This is a genomic window from Streptococcus pasteurianus (assembly GCF_004843545.1).
Taxonomy (GTDB): Bacteria; Bacillota; Bacilli; order Lactobacillales; family Streptococcaceae; genus Streptococcus; species Streptococcus pasteurianus.
This window is the reverse complement of the sequence record NZ_CP039457.1, coordinates 1,236,494-1,250,011: the sequence shown is the minus strand read 5'-3', so window position 1 is coordinate 1,250,011 and position 13,518 is coordinate 1,236,494. Positions and strand designations below refer to the sequence as shown.

14 protein-coding genes are annotated in these 13,518 nt (G+C 38.2%); 12 read left to right on the top strand and 2 right to left on the bottom strand.

Annotation, left to right across the window (positions count from 1 at the left end):
- The first annotated feature begins 96 nt into the window (after positions 1-96).
- The 12 genes from E8M05_RS06610 to E8M05_RS06555 all read left to right on the top strand — a co-directional run bounded on the left by E8M05_RS06610 (position 97) and on the right by E8M05_RS06555 (position 11,449).
- Positions 97-537 (top strand): MarR family winged helix-turn-helix transcriptional regulator, encoded by a 441-nt coding sequence (locus tag E8M05_RS06610; RefSeq protein WP_061100410.1) that lies wholly within the window; start codon positions 97-99, stop codon positions 535-537.
- 3 nt (positions 538-540) lie between these two features.
- Positions 541-2,355 carry an ABC transporter ATP-binding protein gene (locus tag E8M05_RS06605; protein WP_003065252.1) on the top strand — a complete coding sequence of 605 codons (1,815 nt, stop codon included), beginning with the start codon at positions 541-543 and terminating at the stop codon, positions 2,353-2,355.
- Complete coding sequence (locus E8M05_RS06600; RefSeq protein WP_058692202.1) at positions 2,345-4,117, top strand: ABC transporter ATP-binding protein; 1,773 nt, start codon at positions 2,345-2,347, stop codon at positions 4,115-4,117. Before E8M05_RS06605 ends, E8M05_RS06600 begins: the two co-directional genes overlap by 11 nt.
- A gap of 265 nt (positions 4,118-4,382) precedes the next feature.
- A complete protein-coding gene (locus E8M05_RS06595) occupies positions 4,383-5,360 on the top strand; it encodes a zinc-binding dehydrogenase (RefSeq protein WP_117479603.1) in 978 nt (325 codons plus the stop codon).
- Positions 5,350-5,802, top strand: a complete 453-nt coding sequence (locus tag E8M05_RS06590) for a MarR family winged helix-turn-helix transcriptional regulator (protein WP_003065246.1) — start codon at positions 5,350-5,352, stop codon at positions 5,800-5,802. The genes E8M05_RS06595 and E8M05_RS06590 overlap by 11 nt, the downstream gene beginning before the upstream one ends.
- Complete coding sequence (locus tag E8M05_RS06585; protein ID WP_013851963.1) at positions 5,792-6,427, top strand: ABC transporter permease; 636 nt, start codon at positions 5,792-5,794, stop codon at positions 6,425-6,427. Before E8M05_RS06590 ends, E8M05_RS06585 begins: the two co-directional genes overlap by 11 nt.
- The gene (locus tag E8M05_RS06580) at positions 6,417-7,337 is read left to right on the top strand and encodes a glycine betaine ABC transporter substrate-binding protein (RefSeq protein WP_013851962.1); all 921 of its coding nucleotides are present in this window, start codon (positions 6,417-6,419) and stop codon (positions 7,335-7,337) included. Before E8M05_RS06585 ends, E8M05_RS06580 begins: the two co-directional genes overlap by 11 nt.
- Before the next feature lie 27 nt (positions 7,338-7,364).
- Entirely contained in the window at positions 7,365-8,123 is a 759-nt protein-coding gene (locus tag E8M05_RS06575; RefSeq protein ID WP_172473475.1) for an ABC transporter ATP-binding protein, read from the top strand.
- Complete coding sequence (locus E8M05_RS06570; RefSeq protein WP_003065238.1) at positions 8,116-8,742, top strand: ABC transporter permease; 627 nt, start codon at positions 8,116-8,118, stop codon at positions 8,740-8,742. Before E8M05_RS06575 ends, E8M05_RS06570 begins: the two co-directional genes overlap by 8 nt.
- A 135-nt stretch (positions 8,743-8,877) precedes the next feature.
- The gene (locus E8M05_RS06565) at positions 8,878-9,501 is read left to right on the top strand and encodes a GTP pyrophosphokinase (protein WP_003065236.1); all 624 of its coding nucleotides are present in this window, start codon (positions 8,878-8,880) and stop codon (positions 9,499-9,501) included.
- Positions 9,502-9,530: 29 nt separating this feature from the next.
- Positions 9,531-10,211, top strand: coding sequence for a response regulator transcription factor (locus E8M05_RS06560; RefSeq protein ID WP_013851959.1), 681 nt, complete (start codon positions 9,531-9,533; stop codon positions 10,209-10,211).
- Positions 10,212-10,219: 8 nt separating this feature from the next.
- On the top strand, positions 10,220-11,449 hold the full coding sequence (locus E8M05_RS06555) for a sensor histidine kinase (protein ID WP_013851958.1): 1,230 nt from the start codon (positions 10,220-10,222) through the stop codon (positions 11,447-11,449).
- Between the two features lie 151 nt (positions 11,450-11,600).
- Here the strand turns inward: E8M05_RS06555 and E8M05_RS06550 are convergent, their stop codons facing one another.
- Entirely contained in the window at positions 11,601-12,440 is an 840-nt protein-coding gene (locus E8M05_RS06550; RefSeq protein WP_136596450.1) for an aldo/keto reductase, read from the bottom strand.
- Positions 12,441-12,506: 66 nt separating this feature from the next.
- Positions 12,507-13,412 carry a LysR family transcriptional regulator gene (locus tag E8M05_RS06545; RefSeq protein WP_136596449.1) on the bottom strand — a complete coding sequence of 302 codons (906 nt, stop codon included), beginning with the start codon at positions 13,410-13,412 and terminating at the stop codon, positions 12,507-12,509.
- Positions 13,413-13,518: the final 106 nt, after the last annotated feature.

Below are 13,518 nucleotides of genomic sequence, written 5' to 3'. Positions count from 1 at the left end.
GTAGAAGTGAAGCTTTTTCTTGACAATAGTTCTCATAAGAACTATAATGTATCCTACAAGAATAAATCTTGGTATTTTTCAGAAAGTGAGTAAAAGATGCATAAGAAAGATCCGTTTTCACAGTTTAGGGATTTTATCAATTTAGCGGAAAATCGTGTCCATGCTCTTGCGGAAAGTCATGGTGTTGAAAATCTGGCTGGTCCACAGGGATTTGCAGTGTTGTATCTCCATGATAATCCTGATAAAGAAATTTATATCAAGGATATTGAGAAGAGACTAAGAATTTCAAAGTCAGTAACTAGTAATTTGATTAAGCGCATGGAGAAAAATGGTTTTATCCGAGTTATTTCGTCAATAGAAGATAAGCGTTATAAGCAAGTGGTGTTGACTGAACTTGGAAAATCAAAGGCTCAAAACATTCAAGATTTCCATGATGAAATGCATAGACAAATCTTAGCTGGTGTTGACCATGAGGATCTCAAAATTTCGTTTCGCGTCTTTGACCGCATTTTGAAAAATTTAGAAAACAAGGAGTAACGCATGTTAAAAATTTTGAAACGCTTAACAGTAAAAGAAGTTACGATGCTTATTTTTGCTGTATTATTTGTGTGTTTGAATGTTTATCTTGAGTTGAAAATTCCAGATTATATGTCGGATATCACAACCTTGCTATCAACAGAGGGAACAAAAGTAAAAGATATTTTTGCTTGGAACTTTGATGCGCCAGGGATGCGTATGGTCTTGCTTTCTTTGGGAAGCTTTGCGGCATCCGTCGTTGTCGGTTTCCTGGCTGCTCGTATTGCGGCAAGTTTTAGTACACGTCTACGTGATGACATTTTCCATAGTGTCTTGAATTTTTCAGATGCTGAAATCAAGAAATTTTCAATTCCTAGTCTTTTGACACGTACAACCAATGATATTACACAAATTCAATTGGTTTTCACAATGGGAATCCAAGTCATTACTAAAGGACCTATCATGGCAATTTGGGCAATAACCAAGATTGCTGATAAAAATCATGAATGGCTATTGGTTCTTATTGTCGCAGTTGCGGTTATGTTCTTGATGATTATGTTCTTGTTGATGATGGTGATGCCTAAACAACGCATGATTCAAACATTAACCGATAAATTGAACAGTATTACGCGAGAATCATTGACAGGTATCCGTGTGGTGCGTGCATACAATGCCGAAGATTATCAAGATGCCAAATTTGCACAAGCCAATGATAATGTTACCAATCTTAACCTCTTTATTGGACGTTCAATGGCGTTGTTATCTCCAGTAATGACAGGAATTTCAAGCGGAATGACACTTGCTATCTACTGGATTGGTGCGCATTTGATTGAAAATATTGCCATTCCGACAGATCCAACGAAAATTGCTGGCGCTATGCAAGATAAAGTTGATTTGTTCTCAGATATGGTTGTTTATTCATCATATGCCATGCAAGTTGTTATGGGATTCATGATGATGATTGTTGTATTCTTCATTTTACCTCGTGCTGTTGTTGCTGCTGGGCGTATTAATGAAGTTCTTGAAACAAAATCTTCAATTGAATATCCAGAAACAAATCAAGCTAAACCAACTGAAAAAGGTTCTGTTGAATTTGACAATGTTTCATTCCGTTACAGCAAAAATTCAGAAGCTGTTTTGGAACACGTTTCCTTTAAAGCGAAAGCTGGAGACACGATTGCCTTTATCGGTTCAACTGGTTCTGGTAAATCAACTTTGGTGAACTTGATTCCACGTTTTTATGACGCGACAGAAGGAACGATTAAAGTCGATGGCATTGATGTTCGTCAATATGACCATGATACGCTTCATAAGATTGTTGGTTATATTCCGCAAAAAGCAGTGCTTTTCAGTGGGGATATCGCTTCAAATATGGATATGGGAGAAAGCAATAGTTCGCCACTTGATGATGACAAGATGTGGGAAGCTCTTGATTTAGCTCAAGGTAAGACATTCGTTGAAATGAAAGACGGTAAGTTAAAAGCACCTGTTGCTCAAAGTGGTCAAAACTTCTCAGGTGGTCAAAAACAACGTTTGGCAATTGCGCGTGCTCTTGCTCGTAAACCTGAGATTATCATCTTTGATGATTCGTTCTCAGCACTTGACTACAAGACTGACCGAATCCTTCGTTCACAGTTGAAAGAACGTACAGCTGATATGACGAAATTAATCGTGGCACAACGTATCTCAACGATTATGGACGCTGACCAAATTTTGGTCTTGGATGAAGGTAAAGTTGTTGGTCAAGGTACGCACGAAGAATTGCTTGCAAACAACGATGTTTATCGTGAAATTGCTTACTCACAACTATCTAAGGAGGAATTAGAAAATGGAAAATAAGAAAAAAACATCTTTCTATGACAGAATGAAGCCCTATATTAGAGGTTTCCAGCTTCCATTTCTTCTTGCAGTGATTGGAGCAATTGTTTCTGCGACGGTTACGGTTATTGGACCTGATAAATTAAAAGAAATCACCAATACAATCACCAAAGGTTTGACACCAACGGCGACTGGTATGATTCCAGGAATCGACTTGGATAAAGTTGGTAAAATTGCATTAACTTTGGCAATTTTATACGTTATTTCAGCAGTAGTTGGTTATATTCAAAGCTTTACCGTAGCGACTATCGTTCAACGTTTTTCACAACGTTTACGTAAAGCTATTCAGACCAAAATTGACAAGGTTCCATTGAATTACTTTGATAGTCATTCGCAAGGGGACACCCTTTCTCGTGTGACAAATGACGTTGACTTGCTTGGTCAATCGCTTAACCAAAGTTTGGGAACTTTGGTGACATCAACCATGTTATTGATTGGATCAATTTTCATGATGTTCCATTCAAATGTCAGCATGGCTCTAACAGCGATTGGGTCTGTTCTGATTGGTTTTGTTTTGGTTATGGTTATCATGGGCTCATCACAACCATTGTTCAAACGTCAACAAAATAACTTGGCTGCGATTAATGGTTATGTTGAAGAAATTTACTCTGGTCATAATGTGGTAACAAGTTATAACGCTGCTGGTGAAACAAGCGAAACCTTTAAAAAATTAAACACCAATCTTTATAAATCAATGTGGCAATCACAGTTCTTGTCAGGTATTATGATGCCGCTTATGATTTTCGTTGGGAACTTTGGTTATGTTATGGTCTGTGTGGTTGGTGCCGTTAAAGTTATCAATGGTGATATTACCATGGGGGATGTGGTTGCCTTTATGACTTATGTTCGTATCTTCTCACAACCATTGTCACAAATTGCGCAAGCTTTCACACAAATGCAATCAGCAACAGCTGCCATGAGCCGTGTCTTTGAATTCCTTGAAGAAGATGAAATGGAAGATGAGTCTGATAAGGAACGTCAACTTAGTGATGTTAATGGTGAAGTTACCTTTGATAATGTTTTCTTTGGTTATTCTAAGGATAAAACAATTATCCATGATTTCTCCGCTGTGGCGAAACCTGGTCAGAAAGTTGCCATTGTTGGACCAACAGGCGCTGGTAAAACAACCATTGTTAACCTGCTCATGAAATTCTATGAAATCGATAAAGGTCAAATCACTATTGATGGTGTGGATACACGTTTGATGACACGTGAAGAAGTGCATGACCAATTCTCAATGGTGCTTCAAGATACGTGGTTGTTTGAAGGAACAATCAAAGAAAACTTGATTTACAATCAAGAAAATATTACAGACGAACAAGTTATTGCAGCGGCTAAGGCTGTTGGTGTTCATCACTTTATCATGACACTTCCAAAAGGTTATGACACTTATCTTGATGATTCTGTAACACTTTCAATTGGTCAAAAACAACTCTTGACGATTGCGCGTGCTCTTTTGAAAGATTCACCGCTCCTTATTTTGGACGAAGCAACGTCATCAGTTGATACACGTACTGAAGAATTGATTCAAAAAGCCATGGATAAATTGATGGAAGGTCGTACATCATTTGTTATCGCTCACCGTTTGTCAACGATTAGAAACGCTGACCTTATCCTTGTGATGAAAGATGGTAACATCATCGAACAAGGCAATCACGATGATTTGATGCAACAAGGCGGCTTCTATGCTGACCTCTACAATTCACAATTTGAAGTAGCTTAAAACTAAACGAGTCTGGGACAACGTGCTCAGCCTCGTTTTTTATTGTCTGCATAGTCTGGCTAGAAGATTTTAGAAAGTTAGGCAAGTACCTAGCTTTTTCTTTTGTTTTTATTTTGTAATGGCATTTATATAACTTGCAATCAATTTTTAAAGCAAAAGTGGCATTTGTTTAGGAATTGAAAAATAGTCAAAATATTTGACTAATTTTGGTGGATATGACATAATAATGGGAAATTATTGAAAACGTTTAAAAGGAGGGAAGAAAGTGAAAGCTGTTATTGTTAGCAAAGCAGGAGATAGTAGTGTTTTAAAGGTGACTCAGATTGCTAAACCGCAAGTGAAATCAGGTTGGTCTTTGGTGAAAATTATGGGATTTGGGATTAATCGTTCTGAAATTTTTACCAGACAAGGCTTGTCGCCGAGTGTCACCTTTCCAAGGATTCTTGGGATAGAATGTGTTGGCGTCATTGAAGAGACGACGGACGAGCAACGTTTGCCAGTTGGTCAAAAAATCATTTCGATTATGGGAGAAATGGGACGTGATTTTGATGGATCGTATGCTGAATATGTCCTTTTGCCAAATGAGCAGATTTATCCTATCTCAACGCAGTTGGATTGGGCAACGTTGGCGACGATTCCAGAGACTTATTATACTGCCTTTGGTGCTTATCAAAATTTAAAAATCACCTCCCGTGATACGGTTTTGGTGCGTGCTGGTGCTAGTGGTATCGGGACGGCTTTTGTGAAATTGGTAAAAGCTAAATTTCCTGACGTGAACGTCTATGCAAGTGTGCGCAATACTGCTAAAAAAGCGCAACTTTTGGACGCTGGATATGATGATTTGGTTATTGATGATAATGGTGTGCTAAAGACGGATGTGACATTCACGAAAATCTTAGAATTAGTTGGACCTGCCACCATCAAAGACAGTCTAGGGCATTTGCAAGAAAACGGAATTATTTGTTCCTGCGGTCAATTGGGACGAAAATGGTATCTGGAAGAATTTGATCCAATTATGGAACTTAAAAATAATGTCTATTTGACAACATTTTATTCAGGCAATGTTTCACAAGATAAGATTCAGAAAATGTTAGCTTATATTGAGCAAGAACAAGTAGATGTTCGCCCTGAGCGTGTATTTGATTTGGATAGTATCCAAGCTGCACATGATTATCTTGATAGTGTTGCAGCATTTGGCAAGGTCATTATTTTAAATAAGGAGGAAAATTTTAGTGATAAGTAATGCAAAAAAATACGCTCGTTTGCGTGATGAGCAATTTTCCCTCTATGAAAGCTACGCTAAAAAGCATGGGCTAAATAGTAAATCGTTATTAGTTTTTATGTGGATTTATCATAATCCACATGGAATGACACAGGAGAGCATTGCAAAACGAACATTTTCAACGAAACAAGTGATTCAAGCAATTGTTAAAACTTATATGAAAAAAGGAATATTATATTTGGAGCCTTCTCGAATTGACAGGCGCAAGAAGTTGATTCGTTTAACTGAAACAGGTCAGCAGTTTGCTGCTGAATTATTGGATCCGTTAGCAGATTTTGAAGCGCAAGCAATGAGCGCTTTGACTTTGGAAGAACAGGAAGTTTTATTGTCAGCGACAGCGATGTTCACTGATAGGTTAACAGAACTTTTAGAAAGTCATCAGGTAAAGGAACATGTTAAATGATATAGCTGCATATTTTGCAGATAATGGAAATACTTATTTAGGATACGTTTGGCAACACATTAGCCTAAGTTTCGAGGCTTTGGTGATTGCCTTAATCATCGCTCTACCACTTGGCTATTTTTCTTATGAAAAGCCGTTTGTACGACAATTGTCAACGCTTTTGACGCAAGGGCTACGCGTTATTCCAAGCCTTGGAATCTTATTTATTTTGATTCCATTCATTGGAGTGGGGCGCTTACCTGCCTTGATTGCTTTAGTGATTTTGGGAATACCACCCATTTTATTAAATACGATTGTTGGGTTTGCGTCGGTTTCAGAAAATTTGCTAGAAACAGCTTTGGGACTTGGTATGACAAGGTCTCAATTATTAACAAAAGTCCAGTTTCCGTTAGCTCTGCCACATATTTTAAATGGCATTAAATTGGCATTGGTGGAAATTATTGCTAGCGCAACCTTGGCGACCTATATTGGAGCAGGTGGACTTGGTACTTTGATTTTTACAGGATTAGGACTTTATCGTTATGATTTATTGCTAATTGGTGGTGGTTCGGTTGCGATATTGTCGTTCCTTAGTATGATTATTTTTGATTTAAGCATAAAAGGGGTAGAACATTATGAAAAATAAAAAGGTGATTTCAGGAGCGTTACTGGTAGTCATTTTGGTGGCAATTGTTGGTGGGATTTGGGCGTGGCGCAATAATCAATCTTCTGAAGTGCAGCAATCGTCAACCACTATTCGTGTGGGGTCGAAAGATTTTACGGAAAATCTAGTCATTGCTGAAATTTATGCGCTTGCGCTTGAGGACAATGGTTATACCGTCGAGCGTGTGTCAAATATTTCAAGTTCTTTGATTCATAATTCAATTGTCAATGATGAGATTGACTTATATCCAGAATATACAGGAACTGGTTTGCTGTCAGTTTTGGGTGAGGATATGGAAACAGACTCAGAGAAAGTTTATAAGACTGTCAAAAAAGAGTATGAGGAACAATTTAACCTGACTTGGCTTGATTACGCGTCAGCAAATGATAGCCAAGGTTTGGTTATTCGTACGGAAGTCGCCAATTCACTCAACATCAAGACGATTTCTGATTTGCAAGCTCATGCTAGTGAATTGCGCTTTGCTTCACAAGGGGAATTTGATGAACGTGAAGATGGTTTACCAGGACTTGAAAAGACTTATGGTACCTTTAACTGGCAATCTTCAAAGGTGTATGATAATAGTTTGAAATACAGTGTTCTTGAAAATGATGAGGCAGATGTAACGCCAGCTTACACGACCGAAGGTCAGTTGGTTAGTACGGATAAATTCACATTATTGGAAGATGATAAACAGTTCTGGCCACCTTATAATTTAGCGCCCGTTGTGCGAGATAATATTTTGGATGACAATCCAGATATTAAAACCATTTTAAATAATATTTCGGCAAAACTTGATACTGAAACAGTTACGGAACTTAATGCTAAAGTGGATGTTGACGGTCAAGAATATACAGATGTCGCGAAAGAATACTACGATAGCATAAAAGGTTAGAAAGATAGATTTATGACAGAAAAGACAATGATTCAATTTGAGCATGTGAGCAAAGTTTATGGTGATAAAACGGTTGTTAATGATATTAACTTAACCATTGAAAATGGCGAATTTATCACAATTTTGGGAACATCAGGTTCTGGTAAGACAACCATGCTAAAAATGATTAACAAGCTGATTGAACCAACGTCAGGGACGATTTTCTTTGCTGGGCAAGATATTGAGCAGATGGATTCCGTTAGCCTTCGTCGTCAGATTGGTTACGTTGTCCAACAAATCGGCTTATTTCCACATATGACGGTTGCTGAAAATATTGCAACTGTTCCCAAGTTATTGGGCTGGGATAAGGAACGCATTGAAAATCGTGTGGGAGAACTTTTAGATTTGGTGCAATTGCCTGCAGTGGATTACGGCGAACGTTATCCGAGTGAATTATCTGGTGGTCAGCAGCAGCGGATAGGTGTTGCGCGTGCTTTAGCTGCTGACCCTGATGTCATGTTATTTGATGAACCATTTGGTGCCATTGATGCTATTACTCGTAATGATTTACAAGAGGAATTGCAAGCGATTCATCAGAAATTAAGTCAAAAGACATTTGTTTTTATCACTCACGATATTTATGAGGCATTTAAACTGGGAACACGCGTGGTTATCATGGATAATGGTACCATTTGCCAGTTTGACACACCAGAAAATATTATCAAAAATCCAGGAAATGAATTTGTTCAAAGATTGATAACAACTGCGCAGGAACAAGAAAAACTGTGGAGGGCTAGCTATGATTGATTATTTTAAGACATCTTCTGATAAGTTAATCACGGCGCTCATTGAACATATTGAATTGACGAGCTTTTCCCTACTGTTTGCTTTGTTATTTGCTAGTGTCATCACGGTAATTTTGCTGTTTTACCCTAAAATAAGGCTGGCTTCTGTTTACGTCTTATCGCTATTGTACGCCATTCCGAGTTTTGCGCTATTTACCTTGTTGATTCCCGTGACAGGTCTGGGGACGCGAACAGCCATAATAGTTTTGGTAATCTATGCACAATATACGTTAGTTCGCACATTTTTAGCAGGATTGACACAAGTTGATGACAGTATTGTTGAAGCGGCGACTGGTATGGGGATGACAAGGTGGCAAATATTAGCAAAAATTCAGTTGCCATTGGCGCAATCCTCTATTTTTGCAGGATTACGTTTGGCAGCAAGTTCAATGATTGCTATCGCAACAATTGCCTCAACGATTAATGCAGGCGGTCTAGGTAGTATTTTGTTTGACGGACTCCGCACAATGAGTTTGCCTAAATTGCTTTGGGGTATCATTTTGACTGTTGCCCTAAGCTTATTAGTCAACCTCATCTTGTATCTTGTTGAAGAATTAGTCAAGAACGAAAGCGTGAGTTAATGCGTCTTGCAATAATAAGAACACAAACCAAGAAGTTGGGCATTTTGCTCAACTTTTTAGCTCTTAAAAATGCCCCTTTTAGCTTCTTATAAGGAATTTTGTTATAATGAAACTATCATCTAGTTAGGAAAAGTTATGACAGATATGATTTATGGAGAATATGCGGATTACCTGCCTTTGATTTTGGAGGACTTTAGTCAGCGTATTCGCAAGAAAAATGATGAGGTTAAAAAAGAGACTGGTTATAAGCTGTTTGAACATTTTATCGCTCGCGTTAAGACACCTGAAAGTATGACAGAGAAGTGTCAACGCAAAAATCTTCCAGTAACAACCGAGTCTGCCTTGAAAAAAGTGCGTGATAGTATTGGTCTGAGGATAATATGTGGTTTTGTTGATGATATTTATACTTTAGTGGACCTTATCCGTTCTTTTGATGATTGCACCATTGTTGCTGAGAAAGATTACATCAAAAATGCGAAACCAAATGGTTATCGTTCTTACCATTTGATAGTAGAGGTTGTGACGCCTTATCCTGATTGTTTGGGAAATAGGCAGGGATCATATTTTATTGAAATACAGCTTCGTACCATTGCTATGGATTCTTGGGCTAGTTTGGAACATCAAATGAAGTATAAGCATGATATTAAAGACCCAAAACGGATTGTCCGTGAGCTCAAACGCTGCGCAGATGAATTAGCGTCTTGTGATTTGACCATGCAAACCATTCGAAACCTCATCCAAGAAAGCTCCCAAGATTAATGAATATGAGCTACGATAGGAGATAGCATATGAAAATATTAGTTGCAGAAGATGAAATTCAAATGAATCGTGTGTTGACTACGGCGTTAACCCATGAAGGTTATGATGTGGATTCGGTTTATGATGGACAGGCAGCTATTGATATGGCAAATGAAAATGCCTATGACGTTATGGTCATGGACATTATGATGCCTGTCAAATCTGGCATCGAAGCTGTGCAAGAAATTCGTCAAACAGGCAACCAGTCACACATTATTATGTTGACTGCCATGGCTGAAGTTGATGACCGTGTGACAGGCTTAGATGCTGGAGCAGATGATTATTTGACCAAACCCTTTTCATTAAAAGAACTATTAGCGCGTTTGCGGTCGATGTCACGTCGTGTGGATACCAATTTCACGTCTAATATTTTGACCGTTGGAACAGTTACTTTGAATGTTGGTGAGCAGGAACTTGTCAGTCAAAACACTATTCGCCTAGCAGGGAAAGAATCTAAAATGCTAGAATTCTTCATGCTCAATGCAGGTAAGAAACTATCAACTGACCAGATTTTTAACCATGTTTGGGCAAATGACAAAGATGACCCAGAGATTGATAATGGCTATGTTTTTATCTACGTTTCCTACCTTCGTCAAAAATTGAAATCAATTGGTGCAAATGTAGTGATTGAGGGCGAGGAAATGGGTGGTTATGAGTTGAAAGAATTGTAGGTGATGCCATGTTTCGAAAATTAAGGCTTCGTTTTATTGCGATTACCTCTTTAGCAATTCTGATTGTATTGTTTTCAGTGGTTGGGGTGCTCAATTCTGCCCGTCACATTCAAAAGGTAAATGAAATCAACAAGATTTTAACCTTGATTTCAGATAATGGCGGAACCTTTCCAAGCGTCTCCAAAGCAACTAGTGAATTGGGTGATACTGTTTCTGTCGATACGCTCTTTCAATATCGGTATTTTAGTGCTGTTGTTGATAAGGATGGCAATATCACTTCGTTAAATTTGAGCAGTATTTCTGATTTGACCAACGAGCAAGTGGAAAATTACCTGATTAAGATTAATAAATCAGGTGATACGAGAGGTGATTTTCGTTACAGTAATCACACCTATTCTTATCTTGTAACGGACGAATCAGATGATTCGACATTGATTGTGGTCTTGGACTCAACAAATCAAGTCGAGGAAAATATGACACTAGTTCATCTTTCCTTATGGATGTCAGGGGTTAGTTTTGCCTTCTTTGTTCTCATGGTTTCTATTTTTTCTGGTAGGGTTATTGAGCCTTTTATCCGAAATTATGAACGGCAACGTCGTTTTATCACGAATGCTGGTCATGAATTAAAGACACCTTTGGCGATTATTTCGGCTAATAATGAATTGGTTGAGATGATGAACGGTGAATCAGAATGGACAAAAAGTACCAACGACCAAGTTGAACGTATGACTGGCTTAATTAATAGTTTGGTGGCTATGGCCCGTCTAGAGGAACAACCTGAAGTAGTATTGACTGATTTGAATTTTTCAGCAATTGCTGAAGATGCTGCCGAGGACTTTAAGGGTCCTGTCATCAAAGACGGCAAGCAATTTATTATGGAAATTCAACCTGATATTCATGTCAAAGCAGAAGAAAAATCACTTTTTGAATTGGTGACCCTTTTGGTTGATAATGCCAACAAATATTGTGATGCAGGAGGAACGGTCTCAGTTAAATTAAGCAAAGCTAATCGCCTCTCAAAAGCACGTTTGGAAATTTCCAATACCTACGTCGAAGGCAAGAACGTTGATTATAGCAAATTCTTTGAACGTTTTTACCGTGAAGATGAATCACATAATAACAAAAAATCAGGTTATGGTATCGGATTGTCAATGGCACAGACCATGGTTAAACTCTTCAAAGGAAGCATTAGCGTTTCTTATAGCGGAGATACCATTACATTCCTAGTAAGTTTGTAGGGGCGAAAACTCTAAAGCTGATTTGCAAGTAGAGTAAGCAACACTCTAATAACTTACTTTCTCCTGTTCAAAACTCGTTAACATCAACAAAAGACGATTTCCGTTTGGAAGTCGTCTTGTTTTACTATTGTATATAAACTCGTTTTCTGACTTACAAGCCCAATAAGCGTTTGACGTGTTCTGGGCTTTCATTTGGTCCGTAGTTGTTTGGAAAACGGTCGAGTGACTGAATTTGCTTGATGTCATCTGGTGTGAGTTCAAAATCAAAAATATCAAAGTTTTCTTTCATGCGTTCTAAGTGAACGGATTTTGGAATGGTAAGGATGTCGTTTTGAACTTGCCAACGTAGAATGACTTGTGCCACAGTCTTGCCATGTTTTTCAGCTATGCTATTGAGCGTAGCGTCCTTAAAAATATTATCTTCTCCACGGTTGAAAGGGCTCCAAGCTTGGGTAGCTATGCCAAATTGGGCATTGGCAGCTTGAATGATAGGGTGTTGTTTGTAGGGGTGAAGCTCAATTTGGTTGAGTGCTGGCACAACTTCGGTATTGAGCGCAAAATCTGTTAAACGTCCAGTAGAGAAGTTAGAAACCCCAATAGCACGGATATATCCTTCCTTATAAAGCTCAATCATCGCACGCCAAGCGCCATGAGTATCACCATATGGTTGATGAATGAGATAAAGGTCAAGGTAATCAGTATCCAGTTTGCGTAGCGTTTCCTCAAAAGCCTTTTTCGTTTCGGTATAACCAAGGTGGTCAATCCAGACTTTACTAGTCAGAAAGACATCTTCACGTGAAAGACCAGAAGCCTTCACCGCACGCCCGACAGCTTCTTCATTTTTATAAATAGCGGCAGTATCAATTAAACGGTAGCCCACCTCAAGGGCGTTTTCGACTGATTCTTGGCATTGTGCTTGGTCGAAAATTTGCCAAATACCAAAGCCTAAAACAGGGATTTGGATACCATTATTTAACGTTTTAAAATTCATAATGTTTCCTCCTTAGTTTCATTTTAGCACAAAAGAAAGCAAAATAATGGTATGACGATTGCTTTATCAGTTTGCTTCAGGAAAGTCATTGAGGCTTTTCTTGATTTCTTGAATAAAGGCTGTTCCAATTTTTGAAACTTTTTTCTTTTTATTGGTCACATATCCAAGGATATGTTTAGGACTATCTTGCAGAGGAATGAGGACAATTTGGTTACGAACGAAGCTATTTACAATTCCAAGACCAGAGGCGTAGGCGTCTGTTGCACAAAGTAAATTCATGACTGTTCCACGGTCATTGCTATAGAGCACGTGCTGTTCATCGTGAATTTGCAAGGCATCCTCGTCAAAATTCAAACCTGATTGTTCCTGACGGAAGCGAATTTGGTCGTAACCTTTTAAGTCGCTTTCAGAAATGACATCCTTATGTGCCAATGGGTGATTGCGTCTAAGAAAAACACGTGTTGGAAAATCACCCAAAGACGTAAATTCCAAATCATGGTGTTCCAGGGAAGATTCCAAAATATGCTTATTTTCGTCATCCAGATAAATAATACCCAAATCAGCTTCAAAACGAGCAACACTTTCTAAAATTTTCTTAGTGGTCGTTTCAATCGTTTGAAATTCTTGATAATCTTGATTGAATTCTTGGGCAACCTTTACCAACGGAATTGACAAGAAATCATAATGATGCGATGCTACCGTGAAACTCTTTTTAAATTGGTCATGGTAACGTTGCTCAAGCAAATCAAGCTCACCGATAATACGTTTGGCATATTTCAAAAAATCATAGCCATCTTCAGTTAAGCGCGTGCCTGTATTGGAACGTGTGAACAGTTGAACCCCTAATTCATTTTCTAAATCCTTAATAGAACTTGATAAATTGGGTTGAGTCATAAATAATTCCTTAGCTGCCTGACTAAAAGAACCTACACGAGCGACTGCTTCAACATAACGACATTGTTGAAAATTCATAAAACCTCATCCCTTCTTCATAATAGTTGTTGTCATTATAGCAAAAATAAGATTAAAAAATCAGTAAATTTCTGATAGAAAAAAATAAAGCCGTGATAAGATTTTT